The 16,959-nt window shown below is 39.8% G+C and carries 20 protein-coding genes, 2 tRNA genes and 1 other annotated feature; of the genes, 19 read left to right on the plus strand and 3 right to left on the minus strand.

The features are described from left to right. Nucleotides 1-73 precede the first annotated feature (73 nt). Together FFM66_RS03600 and FFM66_RS03605 are read left to right on the plus strand one after the other, a co-directional pair. Nucleotides 74-595 (plus strand): signal peptidase I, encoded by a 522-nt coding sequence (locus FFM66_RS03600; RefSeq protein ID WP_231586083.1) that lies wholly within the window; start codon nt 74-76, stop codon nt 593-595. Nucleotides 596-747: 152 nt separating this feature from the next. Next, nucleotides 748-1,017 carry a hypothetical protein gene (locus FFM66_RS03605; RefSeq protein WP_048604843.1) on the plus strand — a complete coding sequence of 90 codons (270 nt, stop codon included), beginning with the start codon at nt 748-750 and terminating at the stop codon, nt 1,015-1,017. A gap of 124 nt (nt 1,018-1,141) precedes the next feature. Here FFM66_RS03605 and FFM66_RS03610 read toward each other — a convergent pair. From FFM66_RS03610 to FFM66_RS03620, 3 genes are all read right to left on the minus strand, one after another. Then, nucleotides 1,142-1,215 (minus strand) — tRNA-Arg (locus FFM66_RS03610). A gap of 139 nt (nt 1,216-1,354) precedes the next feature. After that, on the minus strand, nt 1,355-2,041 hold the full coding sequence (locus FFM66_RS03615) for an O-methyltransferase (RefSeq protein ID WP_137605013.1): 687 nt from the start codon (nt 2,039-2,041) through the stop codon (nt 1,355-1,357). Nucleotides 2,042-2,132: 91 nt separating this feature from the next. Then, nucleotides 2,133-2,768, minus strand: a complete 636-nt coding sequence (locus FFM66_RS03620; RefSeq protein ID WP_137605014.1) for a uracil-DNA glycosylase — start codon at nt 2,766-2,768, stop codon at nt 2,133-2,135. 132 nt (nt 2,769-2,900) lie between these two features. Continuing rightward, nucleotides 2,901-2,972 (plus strand) — a sequence feature (ribosomal protein L21 leader region). Between the two features lie 19 nt (nt 2,973-2,991). Here FFM66_RS03620 and rplU point away from each other — a divergent pair. From rplU to FFM66_RS03705, 17 genes are all read left to right on the plus strand, one after another. Next, nucleotides 2,992-3,300 (plus strand): 50S ribosomal protein L21, encoded by a 309-nt coding sequence (gene rplU, locus FFM66_RS03625; RefSeq protein WP_048604846.1) that lies wholly within the window; start codon nt 2,992-2,994, stop codon nt 3,298-3,300. A gap of 27 nt (nt 3,301-3,327) precedes the next feature. After that, complete coding sequence (locus FFM66_RS03630) at nt 3,328-3,672, plus strand: ribosomal-processing cysteine protease Prp (RefSeq protein ID WP_048604847.1); 345 nt, start codon at nt 3,328-3,330, stop codon at nt 3,670-3,672. A gap of 12 nt (nt 3,673-3,684) precedes the next feature. Further along, nucleotides 3,685-3,978: a 50S ribosomal protein L27 gene (gene rpmA / locus FFM66_RS03635; RefSeq protein WP_048604848.1), complete on the plus strand. Its 294-nt coding sequence runs from the start codon at nt 3,685-3,687 to the stop codon at nt 3,976-3,978. A gap of 124 nt (nt 3,979-4,102) precedes the next feature. Further along, a complete protein-coding gene (locus tag FFM66_RS03640; RefSeq protein ID WP_048604849.1) occupies nt 4,103-4,987 on the plus strand; it encodes a diacylglycerol/lipid kinase family protein in 885 nt (294 codons plus the stop codon). A 74-nt stretch (nt 4,988-5,061) separates the two neighbouring features. Beyond that, entirely contained in the window at nt 5,062-5,607 is a 546-nt protein-coding gene (locus tag FFM66_RS03645) for a GNAT family N-acetyltransferase (RefSeq protein WP_137605049.1), read from the plus strand. 149 nt (nt 5,608-5,756) lie between these two features. Continuing rightward, nucleotides 5,757-5,829, plus strand: a tRNA-Glu gene (locus FFM66_RS03650). A gap of 478 nt (nt 5,830-6,307) precedes the next feature. Next, nucleotides 6,308-6,910 (plus strand): ECF transporter S component, encoded by a 603-nt coding sequence (locus tag FFM66_RS03655; protein ID WP_137605015.1) that lies wholly within the window; start codon nt 6,308-6,310, stop codon nt 6,908-6,910. A 258-nt stretch (nt 6,911-7,168) separates the two neighbouring features. Further along, nucleotides 7,169-10,006 (plus strand): sigma-54-dependent transcriptional regulator, encoded by a 2,838-nt coding sequence (locus FFM66_RS03660; protein WP_137605016.1) that lies wholly within the window; start codon nt 7,169-7,171, stop codon nt 10,004-10,006. Between the two features lie 218 nt (nt 10,007-10,224). Continuing rightward, on the plus strand, nt 10,225-10,716 hold the full coding sequence (locus tag FFM66_RS03665) for a mannose/fructose/sorbose PTS transporter subunit IIB (protein WP_171000789.1): 492 nt from the start codon (nt 10,225-10,227) through the stop codon (nt 10,714-10,716). Nucleotides 10,717-10,808: 92 nt separating this feature from the next. Continuing rightward, on the plus strand, nt 10,809-11,804 hold the full coding sequence (locus FFM66_RS03670) for a mannose/fructose/sorbose PTS transporter subunit IIA (RefSeq protein WP_048604854.1): 996 nt from the start codon (nt 10,809-10,811) through the stop codon (nt 11,802-11,804). A 40-nt stretch (nt 11,805-11,844) separates the two neighbouring features. Further along, nucleotides 11,845-12,651 (plus strand): PTS mannose/fructose/sorbose transporter subunit IIC, encoded by an 807-nt coding sequence (locus FFM66_RS03675; RefSeq protein WP_371851510.1) that lies wholly within the window; start codon nt 11,845-11,847, stop codon nt 12,649-12,651. A gap of 20 nt (nt 12,652-12,671) precedes the next feature. Then, a complete protein-coding gene (locus tag FFM66_RS03680; RefSeq protein WP_048604855.1) occupies nt 12,672-13,583 on the plus strand; it encodes a PTS system mannose/fructose/sorbose family transporter subunit IID in 912 nt (303 codons plus the stop codon). Nucleotides 13,584-13,743: 160 nt separating this feature from the next. Further along, nucleotides 13,744-14,115 carry a DUF956 family protein gene (locus FFM66_RS03685; protein ID WP_048604856.1) on the plus strand — a complete coding sequence of 124 codons (372 nt, stop codon included), beginning with the start codon at nt 13,744-13,746 and terminating at the stop codon, nt 14,113-14,115. Between the two features lie 97 nt (nt 14,116-14,212). Beyond that, nucleotides 14,213-14,455: a GlsB/YeaQ/YmgE family stress response membrane protein gene (locus FFM66_RS03690; RefSeq protein WP_048604857.1), complete on the plus strand. Its 243-nt coding sequence runs from the start codon at nt 14,213-14,215 to the stop codon at nt 14,453-14,455. Between the two features lie 135 nt (nt 14,456-14,590). Further along, nucleotides 14,591-15,658 (plus strand): M24 family metallopeptidase, encoded by a 1,068-nt coding sequence (locus FFM66_RS03695; protein WP_048604858.1) that lies wholly within the window; start codon nt 14,591-14,593, stop codon nt 15,656-15,658. Between the two features lie 165 nt (nt 15,659-15,823). Beyond that, nucleotides 15,824-16,252 carry a CidA/LrgA family protein gene (locus FFM66_RS03700; protein WP_137605018.1) on the plus strand — a complete coding sequence of 143 codons (429 nt, stop codon included), beginning with the start codon at nt 15,824-15,826 and terminating at the stop codon, nt 16,250-16,252. Next, the gene (locus FFM66_RS03705; RefSeq protein ID WP_137605019.1) at nt 16,242-16,949 is read left to right on the plus strand and encodes an LrgB family protein; all 708 of its coding nucleotides are present in this window, start codon (nt 16,242-16,244) and stop codon (nt 16,947-16,949) included. Before FFM66_RS03700 ends, FFM66_RS03705 begins: the two co-directional genes overlap by 11 nt. The last annotated feature ends 10 nt before the right edge of the window (nt 16,950-16,959 follow it).

The following is a 16,959-nucleotide window of genomic DNA, read 5'->3' on the forward strand; positions in this document are numbered from 1 at the left end:
AAAATGATTGAAAAAACATAACTAAAACTATATTATTAGAAATAGGAAAGAAAATGATTAGTGAGGTGGTCAAGTGAAACGAAGAGGGCGAATCGGGGTCGTCACATCTATCGGTCTGATTTTTTTAATGGCAATTTCACTGCTGGTTGTTTTACTCCCTCACTTATTAGGAATGTCTTTTACCATTGCTAAGGACCATAAAATGGCACCGACATATCCAGAAGGCAGTTTAATTTTTGTTAAGAAAGAAAAACCGGAAAATATTTTGGTAGGAGAAATCATCACTTACTATGTCAATCAAGGGGAAAACATCAAAACACGGCGGGTGGTGGCAAAGGAAGAAGAATTTGCCTTTTATACAAAAGGCGATGGCGCCGATCAGATGGAGGTGGGGCTAGTCAGTAGCCGCAATTTGATTGGACAGCCGGTTTGGCACCTGCCATATGTGGGGCACTTTGTTTCTCGACGGGTGATCCAAATAGCCATAATTATTTTCTGGATGATTGCAGGATTTTTGACGGTTACAACGCTGGGATTGATGGTGGAACAATTAGCTGCGAAACCTAAAAGGAAACAATCCAATAGTCGTTTTTAAAAATATTTTTTGAAAAAACACATTCTTATTTGACTATCTTTTTTGTACGTATACAATAAAAGAAGGACGGTAAATAAGCCGCGTCATTTATTGCGGTGAGGTTTTACCCTTCGTAAAAGAAATCTTTCTAAGATGGAAAGGATGTTAGCAGAATGGAGACATATTGTGGTCTGCTAGTCAACACCCATGTTTTTCAAGAAAAACCGATGATGCTGACGGGAGTACAGTTGAAGGTAGAGGGAAAAATCGTTAATTGTATCATTAAAGATCGTTACCTTGCTAAATACGTGCTACGGCTTCCTTTGAATAAATATATTCTTGAAGTAAGCGGAAAATGGAACAAACGCGAGCAGTTAGTAATCAAAACGATGTCTATCAAAAATATTGACGAGTACATCAAAATTATTGGCACACCTGAATAAAGTCAAAAACACGCTTACAAGGGCGTGTTTTTGTTTGGGTTTTATAAAGATAAAAAATTATTGGCATAAACTTGTGTTAAGACAAAAAAACCGCTAAGAATCACCATTCTTAACGGTTTATTAACGTCACAGGAGGGATTCGAACCCCCGACCGTCCGCTTAGAAGGCGGATGCTCTATCCGGCTGAGCTACTATGACATTTCAGCAACAAAGCTAATTATAGAAAACCGAACCGGTAAAGTCAATCCATTTTCGCTAATTCCTGTGCATTTTCCTAAGAAAGGTCTTTTCGAAAATCTCCTTAGACGTTCTATTTTTTAGGAAAGTCCGTTTGCAATCAATCAATTGTCACCTGCTCTTGTTCTTTGGTGATCAAAATGATGCCATCACCTAATGGTACAAGGCTAGAGGTCAAATCAGGATGTGTCATGACTACGTTGAGAAATTGATTCAGTTTCCGATGGATGGATCGATTTTTGCGAGGAATTTCTTCATCAGGCAATAAAATCGTTCCTCCTTGAAAAATATCATCTACCATTAAAACGCCGCCTTTTTTTAGAAGTCGTAAGCATTCTGGTAAAAATTCAATATATTTTGCTTTGGCACTATCCATAAAAATAAAATCATAAGGACCAGACAATGTGGGTAAAATTGTTGCGGCTTGTCCTTCCAACAACGTGACACTTTGTTCGAGATGTAATCTTTGATACGTCTTTTTTGCTTTTTCAATCATCACATCAAAGCGATCAATAGTTGTCACGTGACCGTCTTTGCCGATCGTTTGTGCCATTAAACTGGAAGAAAACCCGATGGCTGCACCGATTTCCAGAATGTTTTTTGGTTTTATTTGACCAAGTAAAAATTGAAGAAAGACGACTGTTTCATGGGGAATGATCGGTACGCCTTGCTGATTTGCCTCTGCTTCGATTTTTCCGAGTTCGTCTGTTAATGGTTTCTGTTTTGTTCGCATGAAGTCCACTAAGTCTTCTTTTACAATTGGACGATGCATCATTTCATTTTGCACAAGCTCCACCTCGTTGTTCATTATAGCTGAGAGTAGGGAAGCGCCGCAATCTTTTTTCTCAGCCAGATTTTTAAAAGATGTTTCTTTCAATTTATTGCAATAGCGTTCCGATTACCCGCCAATCTTCCTCAATCAAGGGTTGAAGCTTTCGATTATAGAAAACGGCAGCGGGATGAAATAATGGAACAATCGTGTAACTGTTTTTTGTCCAACTATATTTCTCCTGTCCGGCATCCAACTGTAAAATCGGATGCTGAATAATTTTCCCGTGGGCGGATGTAATCACATATTTTGGTCCCAATAATCGTTGTAAGCCGATGTTTCCGACAGTGGCAATCAATCGGGGGGCAACTTTTTTTATTTCATAATCTAAAATAGGTGCATGGGCAAGTACTTCCTTTTTGCTTGGCGTCCGATTTGGTGTAACGATTTCTTCTTCACCAGTGCGTTTATTTTTTCGTTCTTTAACAGAAAACGGACGACTGCGAACCGCACTAGTAATATATACTTCCTCTCGCGTCAATCCAACACTGTCAAAGCATTTCATTAATTCAACTCCTGCTTGGCCACTGAAGGGAATAAAATTGGTGATTTCTTTTCTTCCCGGTGCTTCACCGACAATCATCAATTTTGGCTGGAGTGGTCCTTGACCAGGAACGAATCCTTCTAGTTTAAAGCCGACCGAGCGTTGGAAAACGTCCGCTACTAAAGAATCAGGATAGTTCATTATGGATGCCTCTCTTTCTGATCATCAGTATAAATTGTTTGCTGAAAAAATGAAAATAATATGGAAAACGGCAGAAATCAATTGACGCTGCTGTTTTTTTCTGATAAAGTGTTCTTGTTGTAATTGTGGACTCCACAGCTACAACCGCTCAGAACAAGTTTGTAAGTACGAGAGTCACTTGGGATGGCGAGTCTAAGTATATTATAAGGAGGTGCTGTTAAGCATGTACGCAATTATCAAAACTGGTGGAAAACAATTGAAAGTCGAAGTTGGCCAAGCAATCTACGTTGAAAAATTAGACGTTGAAGCAGGCGAAAAAGTGACTTTTGACGAAGTCGTTCTTGTTGGTGGAGAATCAACGAAGGTTGGAGCCCCAACTGTTGCCGGTGCAACTGTTGTAGGAACTGTAGAAAAACACGGCAAACAAAAGAAAGTCGTAACGTTCAAATACAAACCTAAAAAACATTCTCACCGTAAACAAGGTCATCGTCAACCTTATACAAAAGTGGTTATCGATGCAATCAACGCATAATTTTTGCGAAAAAGAAGGTTGCAACTTATGATCAAAGGGACATTCAAAAGAAATGACTCTGGTCAAATTGTTTCTTTTACATTGACTGGACATGCCGAAGCAGGACCATATGGCAGTGATATTGTCTGTGCAGGAGTTTCTGCATTAGCAATCAGCACAATCAATGGAATCAATGCTTTAGCAGGAACAGAGCCAAGTGTTGAAGCAAATGAAGACGAGGGTGGTTACCTTCGTATGTCATTGGTTTCCGGTTTGACTCAGGAACAAACCAACATTGAGCAAATCTTATTAGAAAATTTGCTGTTGGGTCTTCAATCAATTGAAAAAGAACAAAGCGAATATATCCAAATCTCTACGATTATAGAAAAATAGGAGGTGCATCTCATGTTGATGAAAATGAATTTGCAATTCTTCGCTCATAAAAAAGGTGGGGGTTCTACTTCTAACGGACGTGACTCAGAATCAAAACGTTTAGGTGCTAAACGTGCTGACGGTCAAACTGTTACTGGTGGATCAATCCTTTACCGCCAACGTGGTACAAAAATTTACCCAGGTGTAAATGTAGGTATCGGCGGTGACGATACATTGTTTGCTAAAGTTGATGGCGTTGTTCGTTTCGAACGTAAAGGCCGCGACAAAAAACAAGTATCTGTTTATCCTGTAGCGCAAGAAGCATAAGAAATCATAGTCCAACCCCTTATCAAGGGTTTGGGCTTTTTTTATACGCGAAACCCATTTATTTCCGTTTTTTCCGTCTTCCTTGCTATACTAAAGAGACTAAGGAATGCTAGGAGGAAACGCCGTGAAAAACGCCATGCTGATTGTAAATCCAAGTTCGGGTGGGGAAAAAGCAAAAGAGTTTGAAAAATTGGTTGTTGAAAAGTTATCCCAGCTTTTTACAGATGTCGTGATTTTAGCTACCGAAAAAGCTGGTGATGCCACAAATTTTGCCCGGCAGGCAGCAATTGAAAACTACGATAGTGTATTTGCAATGGGAGGAGATGGAACGGTCAATGAGGTGATTAATGGGTTGGCAGAGCAGAAATCACCGCCGAAGTTTGGTTTCTTTCCTTTAGGAACGGTGAACGATCTTGCTCGTGCTTTACACATTTCCCTCGATCCGAAGAAAGCAATCGACGAATTGAATCTTTCTCAGACGAAAAAAATTGATCTTGGGAAAATCAACGACCAGTATTTTATGAACGTTGTTGCAATCGGTTTGATTCCAGAAGCAATCAATCACGTGAGTGCAGAAGAAAAAACGAGATTTGGAAAATTGGCGTATTTTATTTCAGGATTAAAGCAACTCTCGGGGAATCAGAGCTATCCTTTTCAGCTATGTCTTGATGATGAAAAGGAACAAATTGAAAGCAGCACGGTGATTGTCAGCCTGACAAATTCTGTTGGGGGATTTGAGCAGTTGTTTCCGGAGGCGAAAGTGGATGATGGCTTGTTGCATCTGATTTATTTGAAGGATAAAAATTGGCTGGAAACAGTCAGATCTGTTCCTGATTTGTTAAAGGGAATTGATGCGACCAATGACAATGTCGCGTATCGAACGTTTCGTGAAGGAAGAATTGCATTAGAAAATAAGTTGTCAATTAAAACAAATGTTGATGGGGATGAAGGCTGTTCTTTGCCGATTCATTTAAAGGTTTTGCCTAAACAGTTGGAAGTCTATTGTTGATAGAAGATAAAAAAGCTAGTCTTTTGTCGATTCATTTCGTAAAATAAGAAAAAATGAAAAAAGAAGGAATCACGATGGAAAAGATTCGAGTAGCAAAACCAGCCGATGCCGTGGAGCTGCTGGCCATTTACGCTCCCTATGTAACTGAAACAGCCATAACTTTTGAATATACACTGCCAACACTTGCAGAATTTCAACAACGGATTGCAGATACGCTGATTCGTTATCCGTATTTGGTTGCAGAAGATGAAATGGGTAAAATTGTCGGTTATGCTTATGCAGGAACCTATAAATCGCGGGCGGCTTATGATTGGACAGTTGAAGTGACCGTCTATGTCTGCCAAACTATCCGTGCCAAAGGAATTGGTTCTGCCTTATACCAAGCTCTAGAAACACAATTGAAGCGGCAAGGAGTGGTACAGGCAACTGCGTGTGTGACCGGGGGTAATGAGCAGAGCATTGCTTTTCATGAAAAACGCGGGTATCAGCTGGTGGCTACTTTTCCAAAGGTTGGTTACAAGTTTGATCAATGGTACGATATTGTTTGGCTGCAGAAAACATTGAATGCACCTCAAAAACAACAAGTGCCGTTTGTTCCCTTTTCAAAATTTGAGGAATAACAGAGGATAGAAAAAATTTGTCATTTATTTTTATTGAAAACAGTATGTGTCTAAGACAGAGTATGTGAAAGCTATTTTCGAAAAGTTATGAAAAAAATTGGCGGTTTACATTTTTTTGAAAAGTGCTAGAATAAACACGTACTCATTTTGACCTGTTAGTCAAGGGGTTTAAGACGCCGCATTCTCAGTGCGGAGGCGCCGGTTCGAATCCGGCACAGGCTATAAGTGAAAGAGAGCTGGTACATCAACGTTTGTTGGTGTACCAGCTCTCTTTTTTTACGAAAAATCGGCTGTGGGGCAGAGAATGGGGCAGAAATTTTCTTTTTAAAAATTAAATTTTGCCTAAAATGAACGATAGCCCTCTCGATTAAGAGAAGGCTATCTGACGAATCAATATTTATTAGTTTAAAGTTGGTGGTGACTATTACTAAAAATTAACTATTTCTCATTTAAACGATGTACTCCCTAACCACTAGTACATCCTTGTAACCCTGTAGTTACGCCAGTTTGAATAAATTTCATAAAAATGAATTAAATTTGTCGCTTAAAAATATTTCTCGTGTTCACTAATTATAACACATTTTAGAGATGAAACCAAAAGGCCAGAATTATGCGAAATTTTCCGATAAATTGACACAAAATATTAAACGTTATGTTATTATTGAAAAATAAGAAGGATAAATGAAAAAGGGAGAAGAAAATGAAAAAAAGCAAAGCGTATCGTATCGCGATTCGAGCAATACTGACAGCCTTAATCATTCTACAGACGATGATCCCCTTTTTAGGATATATTCCCCTTGGGTTAACGAATCTGACAATTATCCACATTACAGTTATCGTAGCAGCGATTGTTTTGGGAACAAAAGATGGGATGTTTGTCGGATTGATGTGGGGACTTTTCACAATGATTCGTGTTTGGACTTTTCCAACGACTCTATTTGATACGACGGTGTTTACAAATCCGATCATTGCGGTTTTACCTCGGGTATTAGTGGGGTTGGTTGCAGGATGGATTTTTTCCTGGCTTTACCAAAGGGGACGGCGACTGGTTTTTTCTTCGATGGTTGCTGCCGTACTAGGCACTTTAACTAATACCCTTCTAGTTTTATTTTTCATGGGAACATTGTATACAGAATTTGCGGCAGCGATGTACCAAACGACTACCTCTCACTTGGTGATTGTTCTAGGAACAATCGCAGTAACTAATGGTGTGTCGGAAATTATTGCAGCGGTCATTCTGACCCCCGTGTTTGTCAAAGCAATCCAAGGAATACGTCATCTGCGATTTGTTGAAGAAAAATAAAAAGTTTTATCAAAATATTGAGAAAAATCAGGTCGCTGGCTGAGACCTGATTTTTTGTCTCGAAGCGAATAGTATTAGAGAATTGGGATAAATGGTATACTTAATAGGTATGATACTCCTTATTTTAGTATACATAAATAAAAGATACGTCAAAAAAGGCAAATATCTTTTGTTTTGATGAAAAAAAGCTATAATAAAAAAACGATACACTACATAATAGTCAAATTGCCTGAAAATAGTTGGAGAAAGGAGTCCCCTATGTCAAAGAGAATTGATCGCATTTATCAGTATGTTTTGCAGCAGATGGCCCGTTTTTCCGGACCGGAGGAAGGAAACTTCGGTATAACGACGCAGGAAGTGGCGGAAGTTTTGGCGATTCAACGTACCAATGCCAGCAAAGATTTAAATGAACTCGTTAGACAAAATCGGTTGAAAAAAATCGATGGTCGTCCAGTTCGGTACGCCGCATACCCAGCTATTCAACCTCCTGCAAAAAAGCATGTCGTTAGCTACAAAGAAGAGCAGATACCGCGAGAATTGGCTCAACCACAATTTGTCAGCGCTCCAATAGCCGTCCAAGATATTTTTACACGGATTGTTGGGGCAAATAACAGCATGAAAAATGCCGTAGAGCAAGCAAAGGCGGCGATTTTATATCCGCCAAAAGGATTAAACTGTCTAATCACCGGACCTACTGGGTCTGGGAAAACCTATTTTGCTCATGTCATGTTCCAATTTGCGAAAAGCAATCATGTGATTGATGAAGAAAAAGAATTGATTGTTTTTAACTGTGCGGACTACGCCAACAACCCAGAATTATTGATGAGCCACTTATTCGGTTACGTAAAGGGTGCTTTTACGGGAGCGGAACAAGAAAAAATCGGTATTATTGATCAAGCAAACGGCGGGATGCTCTTTCTTGATGAGATTCACCGTTTACCACCTGAGGGACAGGAAATGATTTTTTATTTCATGGATCATGGAACCTATAGCCGATTGGGGGAAACAGGAAAAAATCATCAGGCAGATGTTCGGATCGTAGGAGCTACGACAGAAGATCCAAATTCTTCCTTGCTGGATACTTTTGTCCGTCGGATACCGATCAATATCCAGCTGCCTTCCTTTGAACAGCGGCCTGCTTCGGAAAAAGTTGATTTGGTTAAAATTATGGTAGCGCAAGAAGCTAACCGAATTCAGCGGAAAATCTCCTTGACCGAGGACGTAATCAAAGTATTGATTGGCAGCGTCAGCTACGGAAATATCGGACAATTAAAATCAAATATCCAACTGGTTTGTGCCCGTGGGTTCTTAAATCATATGCAGCACGAAGAAATTGCGATTACAATGACTGATTTGCCGGAAGGAATTCGCTCAGGGTTATCCTCTTTAGCCAATCGGAGGGAGAATTTAGCTGAATTATCTAAAATTTTAGAGCCTAAAATTGTTATTTCGCCTAATGAAAGTTTAGTGGAAATTCGCACGGATTCCTACGAGCTACCTTACAATCTCTACGATATTATTGGGGATAAGGCAGCTTTGCTGAAGGCGGATGGGCTGGATCAGGAAGCAATCAATCATTTTATTTCAACGGATATCAATATTCATTTGAAATCTTTTTATAAAGATCATGGCTTTTCCTTTAACGCAGAAAATAAATTGTCGGAATTTGTGGATCAAAAAATTATTGATGCAACAAACCGAATCTATGAAGATGTTCGCCGAGAGTTGGGGTATGAGTTTCAACAAAATTTCGTTTATGCCATGAGTTTGCACATTAGCTCTTTTTTGAAAAAAATCAACGATGGAGAAGAACGGCATACGAATGACAACATTCGACAAATGGTCGCCGGATTCCCAGAAGAATTTGCTATGGCGAAAAAGATCCGTCGCTTTATCGGCAAAACGTTTCAAGTCATTATTCCTGAAAGTGAAGATTATTATTTAGCAGTTCTTTTGATTTCACTACGGGCGCATCAAACAGAAGGTAAAATCGGCGTAGTGGTCGCTGCTCATGGACACAGCACCGCCAGCAGCATGGTGCAGGTTGTTCAGCAACTGTTGGAAGTTGATCAAGTTGCTGCAGTGGATATGCCACTGGATATGTCGCCGAAAGTGGCGTTAGAAAAGATCAAAAACGCAGTGGTGCAGGTAAATGATAAAAGTGGTGTCATGCTATTGGTAGATATGGGTTCATTAGCAACGTTTAATGAAGAAATTATCCGAGAAACTGGCATCGAAGTCCGTACGGTTGATATGGTAACCACGGCTGTTGTATTAGAAACCGTACGTAAAGCTTCTGTTTTAGGCACGGACCTTGAGAGCTTATATGAATCATTGGAAAAATTTCAGGGGTATGGACGAGTACTCGTTGAACGAGACAACCATCGAGCGAAACAAGCAATTCTAGCAATTTGTGCTTCTGGTGAAGGCACCGCCCAACGAATCAAAGAAATCATTCAGCGATCGCTTTCGAAAAAACAAGAGCAGGAATTGACTGTTGTACCTCTATCTGTGGTGAATTTAAAAAGTGAATTGCCGAAAATTCAGGAGACGTATCATTTGATTGCGGCAACTGGCATCGTTGATCCGAAAATTAGTGCTCCTTTTATCCCTTTAGATCGTTTTATCGATCAGGATGTCGGTGCTTTATTGGATCGGATTTTAGTGGATAAGGAACCGACGTTTATTGAAGGCGACTTCCAGTTGAACGAGGAAAAAGCAACGGAAACCGCTATTCGCTTTATGGAAGAAAGTTTCACCTACATCAATCCACAAAAATTGTTTCAACCCATTTGGAATTTTGTTGTTGAAACGGTCAAGGACGCTGGCTTTTCCCAACAAGAATACGGTTTGGAAATCAATCTTGCGCTGCATACCGCGGGAATGATTGAGCGGATTCTAGTCCGTCAGCCGTTGACTGTCGATCAAGCAACGATTGAAAAGCTACTTCAAGATTCTTTTTATCAACGGTTGCATCTGCATGTACAATCCTTGGAACGTTTTCTGCGCTTGGAGGTACCGGAAGCGGAAGAATACTTTTTGATGGAGATTATTCATACCCATCAAGAAAAACAGCTTTTATTGGAACAGGAGTAAATAAATACACTAGAATGATACACTTTAGAACAGTGTACCTTTCTAGTGTATTTTTTAAATTTCTTATAAGTTAAGGATTTATTAAATAGTGTATCGCTTAGAAAGTTGGCACACATCTTGCTTATATATAAGAGGATACAGGAGGTGAAGACAAGAATAAGTGGCATGAATTTGTCATTTAGAGACAGTGTTGGTAAGTAGGAGGTATGGTGATGGGCATCGATATACGTTTGGCGCGTATTGATGATCGCTTGATTCACGGACAAGTGGCAACAGCTTGGTCGAAACAAACGAAAGTCGATCGAATTTTAGTTATCAGTGATGAAGTAGCTAAGGATCAATTACGGAGGTTTTTATTAAGTGAAGCGGCGCCGCCGGGGATCAAATCAAATGTCATTACAGTCGATAAAATGATTGAGATTTACACGAATGATTTGTTTAATGGACAAAAGGTGATGCTGTTGTTTACAAACCCACAAGATGTTGTCCGCTTAATAAAAGGCGGTATCGTTCTTTCTTCGGTAAACATTGGTGGAATGAGCTTTTCTTCTGGCAAACGCATGATTACCAATTTTGTTTCGATGAATGATCAGGACATTCAGTCATTCAAGTATCTCGCAGCACTCGCTATCGAACTAGAGATTCGCAAAGTACCTGCTGACCGCAAAGTCTACTTGATGGAACTGTTAGAAAAGGAAAAGTTGTTGTAGTTGGAAAATAGCAATTGTCGCAAACCGCATTTATTCGATGTTATTCACGCACAAGCTATTGAAACCAAAAAAGTCAAATAGGAGGTATAAAGATGGTAGGAATTATCCTAGCAAGTCATGGACAATTCGCTGAAGGCATCTTGCAATCCGGAGCAATGATCTTTGGAGAACAAGAAAACGTAAAAGCTGTTACGCTGATGCCAAGCGAAGGACCAGATGATTTGAAGGCCAAAATGGAAGAAGCAGTCGCCTCTTTCGATAATCAAGACGAAGTATTAATCTTAGTCGACCTATGGGGCGGAACACCATTTAACCAAGCAAACAATTTGTTCGAACAACACAAAGACACTTGGGCAATTGTTGCCGGCATGAATTTGCCAATGGTTATTGAAGCGTACGCATCCCGCTTCTCAATGGAATCTGCGCAAGAAATTGCCGCACATATCCTTGAAACAGCAAAAGAAGGGGTACGAATCAAACCCGAAGAACTTGAACCAAAAACAGCTGCACCTGCAGCAACAGCGGATGCTACACAACCTAAAGGCGCGATTCCTGTGGGAACAGTCTTAGGTGATGGTAAATTAAAAATTGTTTTAGCACGGATTGATTCTCGTCTATTACATGGTCAAGTAGCCACAGCATGGACAAAATCTGTTTTACCAAGTCGTATTATCGTTGTATCTGATGCCGTAGCAAAAGATGATCTTCGCAAAAAACTGATTGAGCAAGCTGCTCCTCCAGGTGTTAAAGCGAATGTCATTCCAATTAATAAAATGATTGAAATCGCAAAAGATCCTCGTTTTGGTAACACTAAGGCATTGTTATTATTTGAAAATCCAGAAGACATGTTGCGAGCAATTGAAGGTGGCGTTGATATCAAAGAAGTAAACGTCGGCTCTATGGCTCACTCAGTCGGAAAAGTAGTTGTAAGTAAAGTGTTGTCAATGGGTGACGAAGATGTTAAAGCTTTTGAAACAATGAAAGACAAAGGCATTTCATTTGATGTACGTAAAGTACCAAATGACTCTCGCGACAATATGAACGAAATTCTTAAAAAAGCAAAAGATGAATTAGCAAAAGCGAAATAAATGCATAAAAAAATTAGAAGAAAACGGAGGATTAATAATCATGGATTTGAATTTCATTCAGGTGATATTAGTCGTTATCGTGGCATTTATGGCTGGTATGGAAGGGATTTTAGATGAATTCCAATTCCACCAACCACTTGTGGCATGTACACTAATCGGGTTAGTGACCGGTAACTTAGAAGCAGGTATCATTCTTGGAGGATCACTACAAATGATCGCTCTAGGTTGGGCAAATATTGGAGCAGCCGTAGCACCAGATGCTGCATTGGCATCTGTTGCATCAGCAATTATTTTAGTTTTAGGTGGACAAGGTAAAGAAGGCGTAACATCTGCTATTGCTCTTGCAATCCCATTGGCAGTTGCTGGATTGTTCTTGACTATGATCGTTCGTACAATTGCTGTGCCAATCGTTCATATTATGGATGGTGCTGCAGAAGAAGGAAATTATCGTAAAGTAGAATTATGGCATATGATCGCTGTTGCTTTACAAGGTGTTCGTATCGCAGTTCCTGCTGCAGCTCTATTATTCATCCCAGCAGAAACCGTTCGTTCTGCATTGGAATCAATGCCAGCTTGGTTGACAGATGGTATGGCAATCGGTGGTGGTATGGTTGTTGCTGTTGGTTATGCAATGGTTATCAACATGATGGCAACCAAAGAAGTATGGCCATTCTTTGTTATCGGTTTTGTTGTAGCAGCAATCTCACAATTGACATTGATCGCATTGGGTGCATTGGCAGTCGCAATCGCTTTGATCTACCTGAACATTACTAAAATGGGCGGATCATCTAATGGCGGCGGCGGAAACACCGGCGACCCATTAGGCGACATTTTGAATGATTATTAAACTTGAAGGAGGAGAAAGAAATGGCAGAAAAAATCACATTATCTAAAAAAGATCGTTTAGCCGTTGCATGGCGTTCTACCTTCATTCAAGGATCATGGAACTATGAACGGATGCAAAATGGTGGTTGGGCATTTTCATTAATCCCAGCAATCAAAAAATTATATAAAACAAAAGAAGATCGTTCCGCAGCGTTAAAACGTCATTTGGAATTCTTTAACACGCACCCATATATCGCATCACCAATTTTAGGCGTTACTTTGGCATTGGAAGAAGAACGTGCCAATGGTGCACCTGTTGATGACGTAGCAATCCAAGGGGTTAAAGTTGGTATGATGGGACCATTGGCAGGGGTCGGCGATCCAGTTTTCTGGTTTACTGTTCGTCCAATGCTTGGTGCATTAGGTGCATCACTAGCATTATCCGGCAATATCATGGGACCAATTATTTTCTTCGTAGCTTGGAATATTATTCGTTGGGCTTTCATGTGGTACACACAAGAATTTGGTTACAAAGCCGGTTCTAAAATCACGGATGACCTTTCCGGTGGACTTTTGCAAGACGTAACAAAAGGAGCATCCATTCTAGGGATGTTCGTGCTTGGATCGCTAGTACAACGATGGGTATCCATTAAGTTTGCCCCAACGGTTTCTGAAGTACAACTTGATAAAGGCGCTTATGTTGAATGGGATAAAATTCCAGAAGGCGGCAAAGGGTTACAACAAGCATTCCAAGAAGTTGCTTCTGGAAAAGCTTTGTCTGATGTAAAAGTAACGTCTTTACAAGATAACTTGGATCAATTGATTCCAGGTTTGGCTGCTTTATTGTTAACATTGTTGTGCATGTGGTTGCTTAAGAAAAAAGTTTCTCCAATTGTTATCATCCTCGGATTATTCGTGGTTGGTGTGGTTGGACATTTAATCGGATTGTTATAATCTGATAAATTAAATGCAGAATAGGCTGGAATATTGTTCATTCGTGAACGGTGTTCCAGCTTGTTTCTTAAAGAATAGTCTTACATAATCAGGACAAGCCTAGCATATCCAGCCAGGAAAACGTATAATAAATAAAGCGACAAGAAAGGGAGTCGAATGTATGGTTCAATCACTGAATAAAAAAGTCGATTTAACAATCAATGCCACTTCTTTTATGGGAATCAATGAATACGGTCAAATTATGATTGGTGATCAAGCTTTTGAATTTTATAATTCAAGAGATACCCGTAAATACATCCAAGTTCCGTGGGAAGAGGTCGAATTTGTCATTGCTTCGGTCATGTTCAAGGGCAAATGGATTCCTCGCTATGCCATCAAAACCAAAAAAGGTGGGACCTTCACCTTTGCTTCTAAAGAACCAAAAAAAGTATTACGGGCGATCCGAGAATACGTTGACCCAGATCATATGGTTCAATCATTGGGTGTACTGGATGTTTTAAAACGAGCGATTCAATCAAAACAAAAAAAGTAAGCAGTTGACTCAGTTTTTGAGCAGCTGCTTTTTTTCAAATTTTCTAAATTGTGGTAAGCTTGAATTGAAGTAGGAAACATTTTTAGGAGGGAAACCTATGCATTTTTTGTGGACGTTAATCGTAGGTGCAGTAATCGGCACGATTGCTGGTGCAATTACCGGAGAAAAACGAGGTTGTCTTTTTGATATCATTGCCGGACTGGTAGGTTCAATGATTGGGCAATCATTATTCAGTGAATGGGGACCGCAAGTTGCCGGAATGGCGATCATTCCATCAATTCTCGGGGCAGTGATTTTTGTGGCGGTAATTTCTTTCTTTTTCGGTCATTCAAAAAAATAAAATGAATCGTTATCGATAGAATACAAGGAGTTTCTGCGGAAACTTCTTTTTTTTGTAAAAGCGGACAATTTTTTCGCTTTTCTGAAAATTTTGTTATAATGAACAGGAAGCAAAAAAGAAAGAGGGAATCATCCTATGATGTTACGCGTAGAAAAATTGCGAGAAGCAATGAAAAAAGAACAAATTGACGGCTTTTTGGTAACGAGTCCGTACAATCTTCGTTACTTGACGAATTTCACGGGGACGACAGGTTTAGCGGTTATTACGTTAAATAAAGCTTTTTTTGTCACTGATTTTCGGTATACGGAACAAGCTGCGGCACAAGCGCAAGGCTTTGAAATCGTCAAAAATGTTGGACCGATTTTTGATGAAGTAGCAAAAATCTGTGACTCAGAAGAAATCCAAGCCTTAGCATTTGAAGAAACACAAATTAGCTTTGCAGAATATTCGGTACTAGAAGAAATTATTGCCGAAACCGATTTGATTCCAGTGGCAGGCATGATTGAAAATCTGCGGGAAATCAAAGATGACGAAGAAGTGGCAATCATTCAACAAGCTTGTCATATTGCCGATCAAGGATTTGATCATATTTTAAAAATGATTCGTCCGGGAATGACTGAGATTGAAGTTGCCAATCAATTGGACTTCTTCATGCGTTCTCTTGGTGCAACCAGTGTTTCTTTCGATACTATCGTTGCTAGCGGCCTGCGTTCTGCGATGCCGCATGGCGTTGCCAGTGATAAAGTCATTGAACAAGGGGATTTGATTACATTAGATTTTGGATGCTACTATCAAGGCTACGTTTCAGATATGACACGGACCTTTGCTGTCGGTGATCCCGGAGAAAAATTAAAAGAAATCTATCAAGTTGTTTTAGAAGCTCAATTGAAAGTTATTGAAGCTGCAAAACCAGGCTTAACGGGTATTCAATTGGATGCCGTAGCTCGCGATCACATTGCTGCAGCAGGGTATGGCGAAGCCTTTGGTCACTCTACTGGACATGGCATTGGTTTGGAAATTCATGAAGGACCAAATGTCTCCTTCCGTGCGGACAAACAATTTGTCGTGGGAAATGTCATCACAGATGAACCCGGAATTTATTTGCCAGGAATTGGTGGTGTCCGAATCGAAGATGACTTATTGATTACCCCAGAGGGCAATCAAGTGCTAACCCATGCACCCAAAGAATTAATTATCCTGTAATTTTAGATTAGAAAACAGCGGCTTTCCTTTGGAGAGCTGCTGTTTTTTTCTGAAATTTTCTCTTATTATTTCAAATAATGCAGGCAGAAGAAAGGATGATATGAAATTTTCAGAAATAAAAAAAGCTTATAATAAAATCATGCTAAAAAGATAAGAGGGAAAGCAATGAAATTATTCAGTCAGTTTGCGATTGTGTTATTATTTTCTATTTTAGGTGAAGGGCTTCGTGTGGTTTTGGATCTACCGGTTCCAGGAAGTATCATTGGAATCGTGTTATTATTTTTGGCCTTTGAGTTTAAAGTGGTCGATGCAAAAAAAATTGAACCAACTTGTGAGTTTTTGTTAAATAATTTAACGATTTTATTCGTTCCCGCAGGTGTGGGCTTGATGAAATATTATGATGCCATTAAATTTACTTGGCCGATTTTATTAGGAATCGTGGCACTATGTGTGGTGGCTACCTTGGTAACCGTAGGAAAAACCACTGAATTTGTTGAAAAAATGCTGGCACGGCGTCGGGGTGCGGTAGTAGAAGAAATCGTCAAGTTGGAAGAAAAATTGCAGGTCAAAGGGGGAGAAGTCAATGACCTCTGAGCTGGTGCAAAGCCCATTGTTTGGATTGGCATTGACCGTAGCAACGTTTTGTTTGATGGAACGATTGTTGCGAAATGTTCGTATTCCATTTGTTAATCCGCTGATCGTAACGATTGTGTTGATTATCCTTTTTTTGAAACTTACGGGTGTCAGCTATGACGATTACAATATTGGTGCAAACTTTTTGACTATGATGATCACTCCGGCAACCGTTGCTCTGGCACTGCCCTTGTATCGTAATTTGGATAAGCTTAAGGAAAATATCCTGCCCGTTTTAGCAGCGACAGTTGTTGGAATTGTGACGAATTGTACCTTGAGTATTTTGATTGGTCATCTTTTTTCTTTGAAGGATTCGATGATTCTTTCTTTATTGCCGAAATCAGTTACGACAGCAATTTCTTTGGATATTTCAAAACAAATGGGCGGTTTATCGGCGGTCACGTTAGCTATCGTCGTTTCCACGGGAATTTTAGGGGCGTTGATCGGCAGTCAAGTATTTAAAATTTTTAAAATAAACAGCCCTGTTGCACGAGGAATCGCTTTAGGCAGTACCTCCCATGCTATCGGTACAGGACGTGCCATTGAGTTGGGTGAGGTAGAAGGAATTTTGTCAGGACTTTGTATTTGTGTGAATGGTATTGTCACGGTATTATTGCTGCCGGTCTTCTATCGTTTTGTTGAAGCAATGCTCTACTAAATTGAATTTC

The organism is Enterococcus songbeiensis, assembly GCF_005405265.1.
GTDB lineage: Bacteria > Bacillota > Bacilli > Lactobacillales > Enterococcaceae > Enterococcus_C > Enterococcus_C songbeiensis.

Excerpts from the sequence above, each read along its gene's own strand:
- FFM66_RS03605 (WP_048604843.1), top strand. The coding sequence starts at position 748 with ATGGAGACATATTGTGGTCTGCTAGTCAACACCCATGTTTTTCAAGAA.
- FFM66_RS03620 (WP_137605014.1), bottom strand. The coding sequence starts at position 2,768 with ATGAACTATCCTGATTCTTTAGTAGCGGACGTTTTCCAACGCTCGGTC.
- rplU (WP_048604846.1), top strand. The coding sequence starts at position 2,992 with ATGTACGCAATTATCAAAACTGGTGGAAAACAATTGAAAGTCGAAGTT.
- FFM66_RS03630 (WP_048604847.1), top strand. The coding sequence starts at position 3,328 with ATGATCAAAGGGACATTCAAAAGAAATGACTCTGGTCAAATTGTTTCT.
- rpmA (WP_048604848.1), top strand. The coding sequence starts at position 3,685 with ATGTTGATGAAAATGAATTTGCAATTCTTCGCTCATAAAAAAGGTGGG.
- FFM66_RS03645 (WP_137605049.1), top strand. The coding sequence starts at position 5,062 with ATGGAAAAGATTCGAGTAGCAAAACCAGCCGATGCCGTGGAGCTGCTG.
- FFM66_RS03655 (WP_137605015.1), top strand. The coding sequence starts at position 6,308 with ATGAAAAAAAGCAAAGCGTATCGTATCGCGATTCGAGCAATACTGACA.
- FFM66_RS03660 (WP_137605016.1), top strand. The coding sequence starts at position 7,169 with ATGTCAAAGAGAATTGATCGCATTTATCAGTATGTTTTGCAGCAGATG.
- FFM66_RS03670 (WP_048604854.1), top strand. The coding sequence starts at position 10,809 with ATGGTAGGAATTATCCTAGCAAGTCATGGACAATTCGCTGAAGGCATC.
- FFM66_RS03675 (WP_371851510.1), top strand. The coding sequence starts at position 11,845 with ATGGATTTGAATTTCATTCAGGTGATATTAGTCGTTATCGTGGCATTT.
- FFM66_RS03680 (WP_048604855.1), top strand. The coding sequence starts at position 12,672 with ATGGCAGAAAAAATCACATTATCTAAAAAAGATCGTTTAGCCGTTGCA.
- FFM66_RS03685 (WP_048604856.1), top strand. The coding sequence starts at position 13,744 with ATGGTTCAATCACTGAATAAAAAAGTCGATTTAACAATCAATGCCACT.
- FFM66_RS03690 (WP_048604857.1), top strand. The coding sequence starts at position 14,213 with ATGCATTTTTTGTGGACGTTAATCGTAGGTGCAGTAATCGGCACGATT.
- FFM66_RS03695 (WP_048604858.1), top strand. The coding sequence starts at position 14,591 with ATGATGTTACGCGTAGAAAAATTGCGAGAAGCAATGAAAAAAGAACAA.
- FFM66_RS03700 (WP_137605018.1), top strand. The coding sequence starts at position 15,824 with ATGAAATTATTCAGTCAGTTTGCGATTGTGTTATTATTTTCTATTTTA.
- FFM66_RS03705 (WP_137605019.1), top strand. The coding sequence starts at position 16,242 with ATGACCTCTGAGCTGGTGCAAAGCCCATTGTTTGGATTGGCATTGACC.